10 protein-coding genes and 2 pseudogenes are annotated in these 16,085 nt (G+C 75.6%); 5 read left to right on the top strand and 7 right to left on the bottom strand.

From position 1 onward, the window contains the following. Positions 1-22: 22 nt before the first annotated feature. Positions 23-448: pseudogene (locus IPL61_17390) on the bottom strand (serine/threonine protein kinase). Positions 449-480: 32 nt separating this feature from the next. Then, positions 481-2,308, bottom strand: a pseudogene (locus IPL61_17385) (sigma 54-interacting transcriptional regulator). A gap of 186 nt (positions 2,309-2,494) precedes the next feature. Here IPL61_17385 and IPL61_17380 point away from each other — a divergent pair. After that, entirely contained in the window at positions 2,495-3,190 is a 696-nt protein-coding gene (locus IPL61_17380; GenBank protein MBK9033014.1) for a hypothetical protein, read from the top strand. Positions 3,191-3,209: 19 nt separating this feature from the next. Then, positions 3,210-4,148, top strand: a complete 939-nt coding sequence (locus IPL61_17375) for a HutD family protein (GenBank protein ID MBK9033013.1) — start codon at positions 3,210-3,212, stop codon at positions 4,146-4,148. 152 nt (positions 4,149-4,300) lie between these two features. On the opposite strand, the gene IPL61_17370 is transcribed toward IPL61_17375, so the two are convergent. From IPL61_17370 to IPL61_17360, 3 genes are read right to left on the bottom strand one after another with little or no spacing between them, the layout of a single operon-like run. Further along, on the bottom strand, positions 4,301-5,080 hold the full coding sequence (locus IPL61_17370) for a nucleotidyl transferase AbiEii/AbiGii toxin family protein (protein ID MBK9033012.1): 780 nt from the start codon (positions 5,078-5,080) through the stop codon (positions 4,301-4,303). Continuing rightward, a complete protein-coding gene (locus IPL61_17365) occupies positions 5,043-6,200 on the bottom strand; it encodes a hypothetical protein (GenBank protein MBK9033011.1) in 1,158 nt (385 codons plus the stop codon). Before IPL61_17365 ends, IPL61_17370 begins: the two co-directional genes overlap by 38 nt. Continuing rightward, the gene (locus IPL61_17360; GenBank protein MBK9033010.1) at positions 6,197-6,892 is read right to left on the bottom strand and encodes a hypothetical protein; all 696 of its coding nucleotides are present in this window, start codon (positions 6,890-6,892) and stop codon (positions 6,197-6,199) included. The genes IPL61_17365 and IPL61_17360 overlap by 4 nt, the downstream gene beginning before the upstream one ends. Before the next feature lie 408 nt (positions 6,893-7,300). On the opposite strand from IPL61_17360, the gene IPL61_17355 reads away from it, so the two are divergent. Beyond that, the gene (locus IPL61_17355) at positions 7,301-9,829 is read left to right on the top strand and encodes a M4 family metallopeptidase (GenBank protein MBK9033009.1); all 2,529 of its coding nucleotides are present in this window, start codon (positions 7,301-7,303) and stop codon (positions 9,827-9,829) included. Positions 9,830-10,006: 177 nt separating this feature from the next. On the opposite strand, the gene IPL61_17350 is transcribed toward IPL61_17355, so the two are convergent. Beyond that, entirely contained in the window at positions 10,007-12,889 is a 2,883-nt protein-coding gene (locus IPL61_17350) for a DEAD/DEAH box helicase (GenBank protein MBK9033008.1), read from the bottom strand. 73 nt (positions 12,890-12,962) lie between these two features. Between IPL61_17350 and IPL61_17345 the strand changes: the two genes are divergently transcribed. Beyond that, complete coding sequence (locus tag IPL61_17345) at positions 12,963-13,529, top strand: sigma-70 family RNA polymerase sigma factor (protein ID MBK9033007.1); 567 nt, start codon at positions 12,963-12,965, stop codon at positions 13,527-13,529. 2 nt (positions 13,530-13,531) lie between these two features. Beyond that, a complete protein-coding gene (locus IPL61_17340; protein ID MBK9033006.1) occupies positions 13,532-14,155 on the top strand; it encodes a cupin domain-containing protein in 624 nt (207 codons plus the stop codon). A gap of 75 nt (positions 14,156-14,230) precedes the next feature. Here IPL61_17340 and IPL61_17335 read toward each other — a convergent pair whose 3' ends face one another. After that, positions 14,231-15,814: a hypothetical protein gene (locus IPL61_17335; GenBank protein ID MBK9033005.1), complete on the bottom strand. Its 1,584-nt coding sequence runs from the start codon at positions 15,812-15,814 to the stop codon at positions 14,231-14,233. Between the last annotated feature and the right edge of the window lie 271 nt (positions 15,815-16,085).

Here is a 16,085-nt window from a genome sequence, read left to right as displayed (position 1 = left end):
GGCCGCGCTGATCGAGCGGCCGCAGCTTGGCCAGGCCGAAGTCGAGGATCTTCACCGCGCCGTCGTCGGCGAGCATGACGTTGCCCGGCTTGAGGTCACGGTGCAGCACGCCGCGCCGGTGGGCCGCCGCCAGGCCGCGCGCGATCTCGACGCCGATGCGCCGGACCTCGGCCGCGGGCAGCGGCGGCGTCAGCCGATCGAGGCTGTGGCCGCGCACCAGCTCCTGCACCAGGAACGGGCGACCGTCGCGGGTCTCGCCGGCCCGGTACACCGCGACCACGTTGGGGTGGGCCAGGCGCGCGATCGCGCGGGCCTCGATCAAGAACCGCTCGCGCGCGGCGGCGCTGGGCGCGGCGGTGGCGATCAGCTTGATCGCGACCGGTCGATCGAGCACCGGGTCGTGGCCGAGGAACACCAGGCCCATGCCGCCGCGCCCGAGCGGCCGCACGATCTGGTAGTCGCCCAGCGCGGTGTCGTCGATCACCGGGCCTTCGCTCGGGCCCAGTCGCCGGGCAGGATCGCGAAGCGCTTGAACTTGGTGACGAACGTGCGCAGCGGCATGTCGATCAGCGCCGCGGCCTTGTTGCGCACGCCGTCGCACGCCGCCAGCGCCTGGATCATGCGCGCGCGCTCGAGCTCGGCGACCTCGTCGTCGATCGGGCGGAACCGGGTCGGCGGCGCCATCGCCGCCGCGTCGTCGTCGGCGACGGCCAGCTCGGCCGCGGGCTCGCCCGCGAGCGCGGCCAGGTCCTCCGGCAGGTGCCACGGCTCGATCACCGCGGCGTCGACCGCCGCCGCCGCCGCGTAGTCCATGACGTTCTTGAGTTCGCGCACGTTGCCGGGCCAGCGGTGCGCGTACAGCGCGCGCACGACGTCGGTCGACAGCGGCACCGGATCGCGCCCGAGCCGGCCACAGGCCGCGGTCAGCAGGTGCTCGGCCAGGAGGATCAGCTCGCGCCGGCGATCGCGCAGCGGCGGCACCACGACCCGCGCGGCGTTGAGCCGGAACAACAGGTCCTGGCGGAACCGCCCGGCCGCGACCTCGAGCGCGAGATCGCGGTGGGTCGCGGCCACCAGCCGGATGTCGATCGCGCGCTCGCGGGTGTCGCCGAGGCGCGTGATCTTGCCGGCCTCGAGCGCGCGCAGGAGCTTGGCCTGGATCGCCGGCGACAGATCGGCGATCTCGTCGAGGAACACGGTCCCGCCCGAGGCCGCCTCGAGCAGCCCGGCGCGCTGGCCGGCGCCGGTGAACGCGCCGCGCTCGTGCCCGAACAGCTCGGCCTCGGCCAGGGTCTCGGGCAAGGCCGCGCAGTTGATCGAGATCAGCGGCGCGCGCGCGCGCCGAGCCGTGGTGGATCGCCGCGGCCGCGAGCTCCTTGCCGCTGCCGGTCTCGCCGTGGACCAGGACCGGCAGATCGCTCCGGGCCAGCCGGCGGATCAGCTCGTACAGGCGCCGCATCGCCGGATCGGCGGCGACCACGACCTTGTCGCCGAACTCGAGCCGGAGCACGTCGCTCTGCGCCGCCGCGACCACGCCCGGGGCCGCGGCGGTGGCGGCGCCCCGGGCCGCGCCCAGGAGCGTGTCGAGATCGCAGCCGTCGTGGGGCGCGGTGGCGACGCCGGCGCGGCCGCCGCCCACGATCGCCAACAGGCGCGCGGCGGACTCGATCGCCGCGGGCGCCCCCAGCTCCGGCAGGACCACGACCACCTCGCGGTCGCCGAACAGCGCGGCGGCGTCGATCGGCCGCAGGTGCGAAGCCAGCGCGGTGGTCAGGCGGCCGCGGTCGACGTCGGCGTCGCTGCGCACGACCACCAGCGCGACGGTGCGGCCGTAGCGCAGCGTGCGATCGAGCTCGATCTCGAGGCGCGTGGCCAGCTCGGCGCCGTCGACGACCGTGCGCACGCCGACCGCGCGCGCGGTGCGGTGGACGACCACGACCGCCCCGCCCAGCGTGATCACGTCGCCGGACAGGAGCCGCCGGGGCCGCGCCACCCGCTCGCCGTTGACGAACGTGCCGTGGCGGCTGTCGAGATCGGTCACCCGCACCCCGTCGGCGACCGCGGCGATGACGGCGTGTCGGCGTGACACCTGGGCGTCGGCGAGGCGGATCGTGCACTCGGGATCGCGGCCCAGCGTCAGCTCGCCGTCGCCGGGCAGCGGCACCGTGTGGGAGCTGCCGTCCTCGATGCACAGCAGGTAGCCCGCGCCCAGGTCGGCCGAGCCGACCTCGTGGTGGGTGCGCGTCGGCGGCGCAGGCTCCGGCGTCGGCGTGGGTTCGGTCGGCATCGTGTCGATCAGGTCGAGCATCCCCCCGCTCGACAGCAAGCATTGTACCAGCGCGCTGATGTGGCGTGCCATCGCCGCCCGCCACGCTCGCTCGGCCTGGTCGCACCCGCAGGTCGGCGCGCCGCGCACCCGCGGCGCTGGTACGGCCTGTGCTCATGGATGTCGTCGATGAATGCACGTCGCCGCCAACCACACCAGGAGCATCCGATGAACAAGCTCGCCGTCACCGCGTTCGCCGCCCTCGCCCTCACCGCCGCCGCCCACCAGCGCGCCAGCGCCAACCCGTGCAGCTCCGAGTGGAGCAAGCTCACGACGGCGTTCAAGAAGCTGTCGCCGATCCTGCAGGCGCCGATCTGCAAGGCGCTGTCGACCACGCCCGAGCAGGCGCAGCAGTGCGTCGACGACTACCAGAGGTACCTGGCCGAGGCCGAGAAGGTCGTGGCCGAGTACAACCTCGACGCCGGCTCCGGCAAGATCGGCCCGCGCGGGCTCGGCTGGGGCGACCAGACCGACGCCTCGACCTGGGCCGAGCGCATCTACGACGGCAGCCTCAACGCCGAGCGGACGTTCGTCTCGATCGGCCTGCCGTCGCAGAACGCCACCCTGCGGCTGCGCGGCACCGGCGGCAACGCCGACGCGTCGTACACGGTGACCGTGTGCGTGCTCGATCTGACCGGCGCCGAGGCCCAGCCGTCGCAGAGCAAGACCTTCGCGAGCAACGACGGCACCTGGACGCTCCAGCTCGGCAACACGTTCGACAAGCGCGTGATGGTCTACCTCAAGAACTCGAAGGTCACGCTCAACAGCCACAAGTACGAGGTGTCGCTGACGCCGTCGGGGTTGCCGACCGTCGTGGCCGCCGCCAAGGCCGGGCGCACGCCCAAGGCCGTGCGCCGGCCGTGAGGGTGTACGGTCGCGGTCCATGCCGCTGATCGAACGCATCGACGCCGGCGCGTGGCGGTCGGCGCCGTGGGGCGCCGCGCAGGGCACGTCGCACGAGATCGCGCGCTGGCCGGCCGGCGCCGCCGCGGCCCGGCTGGCGCGGGTCAGCGTCGCCGAGATCACAGCGCCCGGCCCGTTCACCCGCCTGCCCGGCTACCGCCGCTGGCTGTGCGTGCTCGATGACGGCGGCGGCCTGACGCTGACCATCGACGGGCGCGCGTGGCATGGCACGACCGGCGCGGCGATCGAGTTCGGAGGCGCCGACGACGTGACCGCGACGATCACCGGTCCGGCCCGCGTCTGGAACCTGATCGCCCGCGCCGACGTCACGTGGACGGCGGCGCGCCTGGCCGCGGTCGAGGACCGAGCGCTGCCGGCCGGGGTCGCGATCGTCTACGCGACCAGCGCCCGCGTCGGCGTCGAGGTCGACGGCCACGGCCACGGCCTGCCCGCGACCGCGACCTTGATCGCGACCTCGTCCCAGCCGCTCGCGGTCCGGGTCGGCGCCGGCCCCGACAGCGCCGCGCTGGTGGTGCACCTCGCGCTGGCGCCGTCGCCGCAGCACGGCGGCGCGGTCGTGATGACGCCCCCGCCCGAGCAGGTGGTCACGCTCGACGGCGCGGCGATGACCACGCCCGCGGAGTTCCACGCCGAGCTGGCGCGCCAGTTCGGCTTCCCGGCCTTCTATGGCGCCAACCTCGACGCGCTGATCGACTGCCTGACCTACCTCGACGAGCCCGACGCCCGCATGTCGGCGGTCCACGCGCCGCCGGGCGGCATCGTCGTGATCGCGCTGACCGACGCCGCGGCCGTGCCTGCGGCGCTGTACCAGGGGTTCGTCGACGCGCTCGCGTTCGTCAACCACCGCCGACGCGAGCGCGGCGGTCGGGCCGTGGTCGCGCTCGCCGCGCACCGCTGACGGCCGCGCTGACGGCGCATCGCGGACGGCCGCGCTGACGGCGCATCGAGCACCGCCGCGACGACGGCCCACCGCGGACCGCGCACGGCGCACGGCGGCGCCGACGGCGCATCGAGCACGGCCGCGCCGACGGCCCACCGGGACGGCGGCGCCTACGGCGCATCGAGCACGGCCGCGACGGCCGCGCGCACCCGGGCCCGGGTCGCCACCAGGTCGTCGACCGGGTGCTGCCGCGCCAGCCCGCGCCACTTGCGCCGGCCGCCGGTCGACAGCCCCCAACCGTCCCGGGTGCGGAAGTCATCGAGCGCGTCGAGCCCGAGGCCGCGCGACCCGAACGCCAGCTCGATCGCGGCGCGCACCGCGGTGGGCTCGAGGGGCGCGTGCTGCCACAAGAGGTCGAGGTCGAACAGGTCCTTCGCGCGCCAGCGCCCGCGCCCGAACTCGCACAGGCCGTGCAGCTTCCACCCGACCAGCGTCTCGGGCGCGCACGCGAGCACCGGCCCGACGTCGGCGACCTCGATCGGACCCGGCGGCACCGCCATCGGATCGCCGACCGCCAGATCGAGCTGGAAGCGATGGTCGACGACCTCGCCGACCGCGCCGGCGACGTGCGCGCGCAGCCCCGGCGACGACGTCTCGGCCCAGATCACCTCGGTGTCGACGATCGTCAGCGTCGTGGTCGGATCGGCCACCGCGGCCACCGCGCGCACCCGCGCGGCCAGCGCCGCGGGATCGAAGCTCGCGGCGTCGCCCGGCACCAGGTAGTCGACGTCGGCGGGCGGCCGCGCGCCCGGACACCACACCGCGGTCGCGATGCTGCCGCGCACGACCCAGGCCGGATCGCCCGCGACCCCGGCCCGGCGCAGCCAGCCGGCCAGGAGCGCGGCCCGCGGCTCAGCGCCAGCCGTGATCGAGGGCCAGGTTCGAGTCATAGACGGTGTACTCGCGCACGCGCCGGGTGACCGTGACGGGCAGCGCGGCGACCGCGGCCTCGAGCGCGGCGAACCGCGCGTCGGCGCTGGCGCGCCCCAGCCCGGGCAGCCGCAGCGTCAGGTATCGCTCGTGGCTGCCGTCGGCGCGCACCCGCCGGGCGTTGCGCGACAGGCGCGCCTCGTGGGCCGCGGCCACCTCGGCGATCGCGGCCAGCTCGAGCGCCGGCGCGATCACCAGCTTGAGGTGGTACTCGAAGTAGCGGGCGGGCTCGGCCGCGGCCGCGGCGTCGGTCTCGGGGATGTCGCGGTTGCGCGGCAGCGCCTCGATCTTGGTGCGCACCACCTCGAACCCACCGGCGACGATCGCGCGCGCCAGCTCGTGCACCTGGTCCTGGACCTCGCGCAGCGTGCCGCGGTGGACCGTCGCGGTCATCGGCTGCGTCACGACCGCGCCGGCCGCCAGCTCGATCGCGAGGTGCTTGACGCCGAGCTGATCGCACAGCGCCGCGAAGCGCGGCTCGTCGGCGGCCGCGCACCGGATCGTCACGTGGGCCTCGAACGCGCCGCCGAACGTGCGCCCGCGCAGGTGATCGGCCAGGTCCAGGTAGGGGCCGTGGCGCATGTTGATCAGGTAGGTGGCGTCGCCCAGCTCGGCCATCGTCCGGGCGTAGCCGTCGGGGATGAACACCCGATCCCAGCCGCGCCCGCCCACGCCGGCCGGCGCCCGGGCGATCGCGCCCTCGAGCTCGCCAGTGAACACCCGGACGTCGGCGTCGGCCGGGCCCTCGGCCAGGGCCACGACCACGCGCGTCACCGCGGCCTGACCGCCGGCGCGCGCGCACACGCCCGCGTCGCCCACGTCCTCGAGCAGCGCCTTCATCGCGCTGCCGCGCCGGGCCGGCTCACCCTCGATCTCGAGCTCGGTGTTCTCGACGAAGCAGCGCTCGCCCAGCGCGGCGAACGCGGCCCGGGCCCGCCACCGCGCCGTGGCCTCGAGGTCGAGCCCGGCCGGCACCGTCGGCCCGAACCGCGAGAGCGCCACGTCGACGTCGGCCAGCAACCGCCGGAGATCGTCCTGGTGGCCCTGGTTGGGCGTGGCGAAGTACACGCGGGCGGTCATGGCGCGCCGGCATCGTGCCACGAGTTCCAGACGTGCTCACCGCGGGTGTGATCGGCCAGGTAGCTGCCGTCGACCTTCCCGGGCCGCACCAGCTTGGCGAGGCCGCGGACCCGGGCGCGCTGCTCGAGCCGGTACATCACGCCCTCGGCCGGATCGATCGCGCCGTGGTGACCGTGCGCGCCGAGCCGCGCCAGCGCCAGGTCGACCGCGAGCGCGCCGCCGTCGTGCAGCACCGTCGGGGTCGGCAGGGCCAGCGCCGTCGCCCGGGCGCGCACGTCGTCGAAGCCCCAGCGCGCGCCGTCGGCGGCGAACCCGTCGATCACCACCGCGGGCCCGTGCGGTAGGGCATAGCGGGTGCCGTGGGCCAGCGCCAGCCACTCGATCATCAGGCGCTCGCCGGGCGCGAGGTGGACCGCGAGCACCGCCGACCGCGCGGTCGCCCACGCCGCGAACGCGCGCCGCCCGTCGTTGCGCGACGCCGCGCACAGGCCCCCGTCGCGTCCGCGCGCCTCGACCCCGGCCGCGGTGCCGACGAGCGCGACGCACGAGCCGTCGAGCTTCTCGGTCACGATCACCCGATCGTCCTCGGTGGCGGCGGCCGTCACCCGGGCGATGAACGCCGGCCCCGCGTACCGCTCGGCCGGGCCGACCCGCGACCCGGGCAGGTGCGGGATGCGCGCGTACAGACGCATGGCCCGACTATGCCCGAGGGCGCGATCCGGCGCCCGATCGGCAGCCGCGGAGCGCCGCCGCGCGTGCGCGCATGAAGGACCATATCGGGCCCGATGCCACCGGCACACACAAAGACACAGTGACGAACACCGCCTTCCGCCTACCGCGCGGCGGGCGCACATGCGCGGCGGTGTGCGCCCGCTCGGCACACCGAGCGGCGCGCGCTGGGAGGCTGTTCTCCGTCGACAACCGCCGCCGCGCGGGGAGGTGTCCGATCCGTGCACAGCGGCGGCGTTCCGTAACACGCAACACCTCGCGTTCCGCGATAGGCGATCTTCCGGACCTTTCATGGTCAATTGATTGACTCGCTTCGCTGCGGACGCTGAAATGCCGCGGTCGTCCACGTGCAACAAAAGGGGATCTTCTCGATGAAGCGATTCGCACGACTGGGATTCGTCGCCGCCGCCGGGCTGGCGGTCGCCGCCTGCGCCACCTCCGACGATCAAGCGATCGGCAGCGCGCCGGTCTTTCACGCCGGCGACGCCGCCTCGGTGCAGCTCGCCGAGGACCTGAGCCTGCGCCAGCTCCTCGAGGTCGACCCGACGCTCCTGCGCGGCGTCGACGGCGTGTGGGCCCGCGGCGTCGAGATCGACCTGCTCGGGCGCGCCCACACCCGCGTGGCCCAGTCCGTCGGCGGCGTGCCGGTGTTCGGCGCCGAGGCGATCGTCCACCTCGACCCGACCGGCAAGTTCCTCGGGATGACCGATCGGCTGATCCGCGACGTCGCGGTCGATCCGCGCCCGACGCTCGACACCGCGGCCGCGACCGCCGCCGCCGCCGCGACCGCGCCGGCGGCCCAGGGCCTGCGCAGCGTCGCCGACCTCCAGATCCTCCGCCACGGCGACAAGGATCGCCTGACCTACCGCGTCCAGCTCGACTACACCCAGGGCGGGCAGCCGTTCCGGCCGGTGGTGTTCGTCGACGCGCGGACCGGGGCCGTGGTCTGGAGCTACGACAACCTCCAGACCGCCCGCAACCGCGAGGTCCACAACCTCAACCACGGCACGGCGCTGCCGGGCCCGCTCGCCCGGACCGAGACCGGCGCGGCGTCGGGCGACACCGACGTCGACACCAACTTCGCGCGCCTGGGCTCGACCTACGACTGCTACCAGGGCCTGTTCGGCCGCGACTCGTTCGACAACGCCGGCGCCAAGCTGATCAGCTCGGTCCACTACAGCACCAACTACGTCAACGCCTACTGGAACGGCACCCAGATGGTGTACGGCGACGGCGACAACGTGAACTCGCGCAGCCTGGCGATCTCGATGGACGTCACCGCCCACGAGCTCACCCACGCGGTCACCGAGCGCACGTCCAACCTGATCTACGCCGGTGAGTCGGGCGGCCTCAACGAGGCGATGTCCGACATCTTCGGCAACGTCTGCGAGTGGTACCGCGACACCAGCGGCGACACCGGCGCCCCGGCCTCCGCCAACAACTGGAAGGTCGGCGAGGACATCTGGCTGGCGTCGCCGGCGCTGCGCTACATGAACGACCCGGCGCTCGACGGCGCGTCGCTCGACTACTGGACCTCGACGGCGGGCAACGTCGACGTCCACTACAGCTCGGGCATCGCCAACCTGGCCTTCTACCTCACGGCCCAGGGCGGCACCCACCCGCGCGGCAAGTCGACGACGGTCGTCACCGGCATCGGCATCTACGACGCCGCGCGCGTGTTCTACCTGGCCAACACCGCGAACCTGACCCCGAGCGCGACGTTCTCCGACGCCCGGGCCGCGACGGTCGCGGCCGCGACCTCGCTGTTCGGCGCCGGCTCGACGCAGGCGACCCAGGTCGGCAACGCCTGGACCGCGGTCGGCGTCGCCGCCCCGGCCAACTACCAGGTGATCGACACCCGCGCCGGCCTGGCGTCGTCGACGTCGCTGTCGTTCTCGTACCCGGCCAACGGCGCCACCGCGATCAAGTTCGAGATCGCCGGCGGCACCGGCGACGCCGACCTGTACGTCAAGCGCGGCAGCGCGCCGACCTCGACCAGCTACGACTGCCGCCCGTACACCTCGGGCAACACCGAGCGGTGCGAGTTCAACCCGGCCCAGGGCGGCACCTACTACGTGATGATCGTCGCGTACGCGACCTACTCGGGCGTGACGCTGACGGTCAGCGCGGCCGGCGCGGCGCCGACGCCCGAGACCGCCTGCGCCGACGGCCTCGACAACGACGGCGACGGCGCCACCGACTGCGCCGACAGCGACTGCGCCGCGGCGCCCGCGTGCCAGGCGCCCACCACCGAGACCGCCTGCGCCGACGGCCTCGACAACGACGGCGACGGCGCCACCGACTGCGCCGACAGCGACTGCGCGCAGGCGCCCGCGTGCCAGGCGCCCGCCACCGAGACCGCCTGCGCCGACGGCCTCGACAACGACGGCGACGGCGCCACCGACTGCGCCGACAGCGACTGCGCGCAGGCGCCCGCGTGCCAGGCGACGTGGACCACGCTGGCCTCGAGCGCCTTCGAGAGCGGCTGGGACGGCTTCGTCGACGGCGGCGCCGACGCCGCGCGCTACCGCAGCACCACCTACTCGGCCAGCGGCCGCTACAGCGTCCAGCTGCGCAGCGCCTCGGGCGCGGCCTCGTCGTTCTGGAGCCCGACCCTGACGGTCGGCAGCTACGGCACGCTCCGGATCGAGTACAGCGCGCTGGCCAACTCGATGGAGGCCGGCGAGGACTACGTCGTCGAGCTCCAGCGCAACGGCGGCGCCTGGACCACCGTCGCCGACCTCGTCGTCGGCGCCGACTTCAGCAACGGCGTGCGCCACGCCGGCGCCTACGAGGTGCCGCTGGCCGGCGCCAGCTCGGTCGCGGTCCGGTTCCGGGTCGACGCCTCGAGCCGCAGCGACTACGTCTACTTCGACGACGTCGCGATCTCGGCGCGGTGAGCTCCCGCGGGAGGCCTGTCGCCAGATCGTCCGGCCTCGCCAGGACGGGGCAGGGGCACGCGGGGAGCGGAGGTGTCGACCGCGCCACGTCGGTGGCGCGGACCAGCCCCGCTGGCCCCGCGACGCGCGGCCGACGAGCCAGTCCCAAGACGCCCGGCCGACCGCGGCCGGGCGCGGTCAGCGCAAGAGATCGAGCAGGTCGTCGCGCGTGATCGCGAGCGCGGCGCCGCCGTCGAGCGCGGCCGCGGCGATCGCCCGCTTCTTGTCCTGGAGCGCGAGCACGCGCTCCTCGACGGTGTCGCGCGCGACCAGCCGGTAGATCATGACCGGCTTGTCCTGGCCGATGCGGTGGGCCCGATCGGCGGCCTGATCCTCGACCGCCGGGTTCCACCACGGATCGAGCAGGAACACGTGGTCGGCCTCGGTCAGGTTGAGGCCGGTGCCGCCGGCCTTGAGCGACAGGAGCATCACCGGCGGACCGGCCGGGTCCTGGAACGTCGCGACCACGCCGGCGCGATCGCGGGTCGAGCCGTCGAGGCGCGTGAACGCCAGGCCCTCGGCGGTCATCGCCGGCTCGACCCGATCGAGCAGCGACGTCCACTGCGAGAACACCAGCGCCTTGCCGCCGGCGGCGACCGCGGCCGAGACCGCCTCGATCAGCGTGGTCAGCTTGGTCGAGCCGTCGGCGCGCTGGCCCGGCAGGAGCCCGCGGTGGCACGCCGCCTGGCGCAGGCGCAGGAGCGCCTCGAGCGCCGCCATCACGCCGCCGCCGGCCTCGAGCAGGTCGATCACGTCCTGCTGGGTCGCGGCGCGGATCGCGTCGTAGGTGGTGCGCTCGTCGTCGTCGAGCTCGACCCACAGCACCGCCTCGGTCCGCGGCGGCAGCTCGGGCGCGACCTCGCGCTTGAGGCGGCGCATCACGAACGGCCGCACCCGCGCGCGCAGCCGGGTCGCGGTCTCGGCGTCGCCGGCCTCGATCGCCGTGGCCCAGCGATCGCGGAAGTCGACGCGCGCGCCCAGCAGGCCGGGGTTGGTGAAGTGCAGCTGGCTCCACAGCTCGTCGAGCCGGTTCTCGATGGGCGTGCCCGACAGCGACACCCGCCAGGCGCCGCGCAGGCGGTAGGCCGCGCGCGCGATCTGGCTGTCGGGGTTCTTGATCGCCTGGGCCTCGTCGAGGATGACCGTGTCCCACCCGACCGCGGCCAGCTCGTCGATGTCGTTGCGCACGATCGGGTAGGTCGTGATCGTCAGGTCGGCGGCCTCGTCGAGGCGCCGCCGGCTGCCGTGGTAGAGCGCCACCTTCAGATCGGGCCGGAACCGCGCGGTCTCCGACTGCCAGTTGGGCGCGACCGAGGTCGGGCACACGACCAGGGTCCGGCCGTTGATCGCCGCCAGCGCCTGGATGGTCTTGCCGAGGCCCATGTCGTCGGCGAGCACGCACCCGAGCCCGGCGTCGCGGCAGAACGCCAGCCAGTCGATGCCGCGGCGCTGGTAGTGGCGCAGCTCCGCGACCAGCCCGGGCGGCAGCACCGCCGGCGGGATCCCGTCGAAGTCGTCGGCCAGCGCCCGGAGCCGGGTCAGATCGAGCGGCGCGTCGACGCCGAGATCGGCGGCCAGGCGCGCGGCGTCGGGCAGCGCGAACGCCGGCAGCGCGCCCTCGGGATCGCGGGCCGCCAGCAGATCGCCCAGGATCGCGCCGTGGCGCGCCAACCACTGCATCGGCAGCGCGCCCCAGCCGCCGCCGTCGAGCGCGACCAGGTCGGCGCCGGCCTGCCAGGCCCGCAGCGCCGACAGCGGATCGACCGCGCGGCCCTCGCCGGTGACGCCGACGACCAGCCCGCGGGTGACGTCGACCGAGATCGCCAGCGGCACGGCCCGCGCGGTGTCGGCCGCCGCCGCGTCGGCCCGCAGCCACCGGGCCAGCTTGGCCTGCAGCTCGAACGCGTCGCGGCCGCTGGCCTCGATCCGGCGGCCCGGCAGCAGGTCGAGCTCGCTGCGCATGCGGTGGCGCAGGAGCTGCTCGCCGTCGAGATCGCGCACCGGCACGTCGCCGCCGAGGTGGACCAGGCGGTCGCCGTCGACGCGCGCCACCGGCGGGTCACCGTAGACGATGATCGCCATCACCGACAGCATCTCGCCGCGCTGGATCACGTCGAGCATGGCCCGCGGCGCGATGCCGCGCGCGACCGACGGCAGCCGCCGGGTCCGGAACTCGATCGGGATGCGCGCGGCCAGCGCCGGCACCATCGTGCTCGCGACCGCGCCCAGCTCGCGCGCGCGGAACCGCTGCTCGGCTGGCAGGTGCTCGAGCCGGGCCCCGCCCAGATCGATCGCGCCGATCGGGTGCAGCGTGTCGCCGATCCGGGCCACGCCCAGCGACACCGCCTTGGCGCCGGTCGGCGCCTCGAGCCGCACGACCACGCCGTCGCCCGCGTCCGACAGGATCGCGCGCGGCACCACCAGCTCGCCGCTGGTCCGGATCGGGTCGCCGGCGAAGCGCACGTCGGTGGCGTCGGCCAGCGCGGTCAGGAGCTTGTCGACGCGGTCGGCGCCGATCGGCGCGCTCGGGCGCGAGCCCAGGAGCTGATCGACGATCAGATCGACCGCGGTGGTCGCGAGCTTGAGCCCGCTGCCGCGCCCGGCCGCCAGCGACACCACCGACTCGGTGATCGGCTGCTCGCGGCCGTTGTCGACCGCGACCCGCGCCACGGCCAGCCCGGCGGGGTCGGCGGTGAGCCGATAGCCGATGGCGGCGCCGGCGACCTTCGACCGCGGCACCGGCTCGCCCCGGGCCTCGGCGTCGGCGCAGACGATCGCGGCCGCGCACGCGTGCGAGCACGCGGCGTCGCGGGCGCCGCAGTCGCAGTCCCACTCGTCGTCCTGCGGGTACAGCACCACCGTGTACGGCGTCGGCCGGGTCGGCACCCGGACGTCGAGCACGTGCTCGCTGGGGGTGGCGCTGCGTCCGGACACGCGCTCCTCGCGGGCGAGGGTCACCCCCTGCGACCACGCACGGGTCGACGCCGCTTCGCGGATGGCGTCGCGCAGGCCTGCGAGCATGACGCTCCAATTACCGGGCGCGACCGATAGGCGCAACCTCACACGCGCACGAGGATCGTGCTAGCGTCCGATCATGACCGCGGGGGTGACGCGACCCGAGGCGGCAGCGACCGACGACGACGACGTCGCCCTGATCCGGGCGATGGCCGGCGGCGACCGCGCGGCCCTGGCCGCCCTCTACGATCGCCACGCGCCGGTCCTGATGGCCCTGGCGCTGCGGATCCTCAAGCACCGCGGCGAGGCCGAGGACCTCTTGCACGACGTCTTCCTGGAGGTGTGGCGCGCCGCCAAGGACTACGACGGCAAGCGCGGGCGGGTGCGCACGTGGCTGGTGATCCGGATGCGGTCGCGCGCGCTCGACGTGGTCAAGTCGGCGCGGGTGGCGCGGCGCAGCAGCGACGACGAGGTGGTCGAGCGGGTGGTCGCGGACGACGACCCCAGCGCCGGCGCCGACCGCGCCCGGGTCCGGGCCGCCCTCGCCGAGGTCCCGGCCGAGCAGCGCGCGGTGCTCGAGCTGGCCTACTTCGACGGCTTGTCGTGCGCCGAGATCGCGGGCAAGCTCGCCGTGCCGATCGGGACGGTCAAGTCGCGCTTGGCCGCTGGCCTCGCCAAGCTCCGCACCACCCTGGGACCAGCCTGACCGTGTCCATCCGCGATCTTCTGCCGCTGTACGCGCTGGGCGCGCTCGACGACGACGAGGTCCGCGCGGTCGACCGCGCGCTCGCGACCGAACCGGCGTTGCGCGACGAGCTGGCCGCGCTCGAGCTGGCGACCGCCGAGCTGGCGACCGCGCTGCCGGGCGTGGCGCCGTCGCCGGCGGTGCGGGCCCGGCTCCTGGCCGCGGCCGAACCCGCGGCCCGGTTCGAGCGGTTCGTCGCGCGGTTCGCGGCGCTGTTCGACGTCGCCGCCGCGCGCGCGCGCGAGCTGCTCGGCCTGATCGATCAGGCCGACGCGTGGGCGGCCGGGCCCGAGCCGGGCTGCGCGCTGATCCACTTCACCGCGGGGCCGTCCCTGGCCGGCGCCGACACCGGGTTCGTGCGGCTGGCCCCCGGCGCGCGCTTCGCCTGGCACCGCCACACCGGCGAGGAGCACAGCCTCGTGCTGGCCGGCCACGCCCAGGACTCGCTGGCCGGGGCGCTGGCGCCGGGCGACGAGGCGATCGCCGCCGCCGGCAGCGCGCACGACTTCGCCACCGTCGGCGATGACGACTTCGTGTTCGCGGTCCGGGTCTGGGGCGTCGACTTCACCGCGCCGCGGCCGGGCTGAGGCGCGCGCGTCGCCGGCTCAGCTCGGACGGTTGATCCACGACGCCGACGACCGGCCGGGCGGTCGCGAGCGCGATCAGTCGAGCCCCGGCAGCAGCATGCCCACGAACCGAGCCGGCGCCCGCACGCCGAGGTCGGTGAGCTGCGCGGTCAGCGGGTCGTGCGCCGACGCCGCGGGGTGCGCCCGGTGGGCCGCCTGCCAGCGGGCGGCGGCCGTGTAGACCGGCAGGCCGGCGTCGGCGAAGGCCGCGGCGGCGCGGGTCAGCTCGGCGCTGGCGATCGCGTCGTCGCCGCGCTGCGTCGCCACCGCCGCGCGCAGGGCCGCCGCGGTCCCGTGCGCGTAGCCGGCGTCGATCTGCGCGAGCTGCGCGGCGATCCGCACCGCGGCGGCGTGCAGGCGCGCGCGCCCGGCGCCGGCCCCGGCGCGCGCGGCCGCGACCGCGGCGCCACCCCGGAGCGCCAGCGCGTCGGCGCGGATCAGCTCGGTGCGCAGGATCAGCGAGCGCTCGAGCGCCGGCCACGCCGCCTCGATCACGCGCCACGCGGCCGGGCCGTCGCCGGCGTAGCCGTGGCCGCGGACCTCCGACGACACCCGGTAGTAGTCGGGCAGCTGGAACGTCGGCGCCGACCACAGCGCGCGCGCCTCCTCGAGGTTGGTCCAGTACGTCGCCAGATCGTCGTCGACCAGCCACACCATCGAGCCGACCCCGGCCAGGAGCTGCACGAGGCTGTAGTGATCGCCGTGCGCGCGCGCGTCGGCGACGTCGGCCCGGACCCGCGCCGCCAGGTCGCGCAGCCGCCCGCTCCACCACCGCGGCCGCATCGCGTACAGGCGCGCGTTGCGCTGCTCCCAGATGCCGGCGCCGGCGCGACCGACGAACGCGGCCACCGCGCGATCCGCGGCGACGATCGCGCGCCCCGGCTCGAACTGCAGCAGCGCGGCGATGGCGCCGCCGAGCTCGATCCAGCCGCGATCGTGGTCCGTCGACGCCAGGCTCGCGGCCTGGGCCAGGAGCGCCCGGACCGCCGCGCGCCGCGCCACGCCGCCGGTCGCGACGTAGGCCGCCTCGAGCGCGAGCCCGCGCACCGCGAGCGCCGGGTCGCCCGACGCCAGCGCCAGCCGGACGAACCGCGCCTGGTAGTCGGCGCCGCGCAGCGTGTCGACCATGCCCAGCCCGAGCCCGGCCGACCAGCACGCGTCGAGCTGGGCCCGCTCGTCGCTGGAGATCGGGCGGGTGCGCTCCGCCAGCGCGTGGCCGCGCAGGCGCAGGCGGCCCCGCGCCCAGATCATGCGCGCGAGCGCCGTCGCCGGACCACGGGCGCGGCCCAGCCCGACGTCGCGCAGGACCCCGTCGAGCAGCTCGACGCCGTCGCGGACCTCGCCGGCCAGCAGCAGCTGATCGGCGGCCTGGCGCCGGGCCTCGCGCGCGGCCGCGGGATCGCGCCGCGCCGCCGCCAGCGTCGCCACGTCGAGGTAGTGGGCCGCCGCCTCGCGCGCGCTGCCGAGGCTGGCCAGGGCCGTGGCCGCGGCCCGATGCAGGACCTCGGCCTCGGCCGCGCCGGGATCGTGGAGCAGCGCCAGCCGGCACAACCGGACCGCGCGCCGGTGCTGCATCGACGCCGCGGCGCGGTGGGCCGCGACGATCGCCAGGCGGCGCACCGCGCCGTGCTCGCGGCTGGCCAGGTAGTGCGACAGGACGCGCTCGGGGTCGCCGGCGTCGTCGGCCTCGAGCGCGCGCCAGGGCCAGGTGGGCCGCGGCGCTGCCGTCGGGGTCGAGCCGGTCGCGCACGGCCTCGGCGACGCGGTCGTGGTAGGCCTCGACCCAGTCGTCGTCGGCGCGGCCGTAGATCGTGATGAGCTCGGCGGCGTCGAGCGCGTCGACGATCCCGCTCATCGTCGCGCGGGGCTGCCCGGCCGCGGCGGTCAGCAC

The sequence above is a fragment of the Myxococcales bacterium genome, assembly GCA_016717005.1.
Lineage (GTDB): Bacteria > Myxococcota_A > Polyangia > Haliangiales > Haliangiaceae > UBA2376.
This window is presented reverse-complemented; position numbering and strand designations above follow the sequence as displayed.

Excerpts from the sequence above, each read along its gene's own strand:
- IPL61_17380 (MBK9033014.1), top strand. The coding sequence starts at position 2,495 with ATGAACAAGCTCGCCGTCACCGCGTTCGCCGCCCTCGCCCTCACCGCC.
- IPL61_17375 (MBK9033013.1), top strand. The coding sequence starts at position 3,210 with ATGCCGCTGATCGAACGCATCGACGCCGGCGCGTGGCGGTCGGCGCCG.
- IPL61_17370 (MBK9033012.1), bottom strand. The coding sequence starts at position 5,080 with ATGACTCGAACCTGGCCCTCGATCACGGCTGGCGCTGAGCCGCGGGCC.
- IPL61_17365 (MBK9033011.1), bottom strand. The coding sequence starts at position 6,200 with ATGACCGCCCGCGTGTACTTCGCCACGCCCAACCAGGGCCACCAGGAC.
- IPL61_17360 (MBK9033010.1), bottom strand. The coding sequence starts at position 6,892 with ATGCGTCTGTACGCGCGCATCCCGCACCTGCCCGGGTCGCGGGTCGGC.
- IPL61_17355 (MBK9033009.1), top strand. The coding sequence starts at position 7,301 with ATGAAGCGATTCGCACGACTGGGATTCGTCGCCGCCGCCGGGCTGGCG.
- IPL61_17350 (MBK9033008.1), bottom strand. The coding sequence starts at position 12,889 with ATGCTCGCAGGCCTGCGCGACGCCATCCGCGAAGCGGCGTCGACCCGT.
- IPL61_17345 (MBK9033007.1), top strand. The coding sequence starts at position 12,963 with ATGACCGCGGGGGTGACGCGACCCGAGGCGGCAGCGACCGACGACGAC.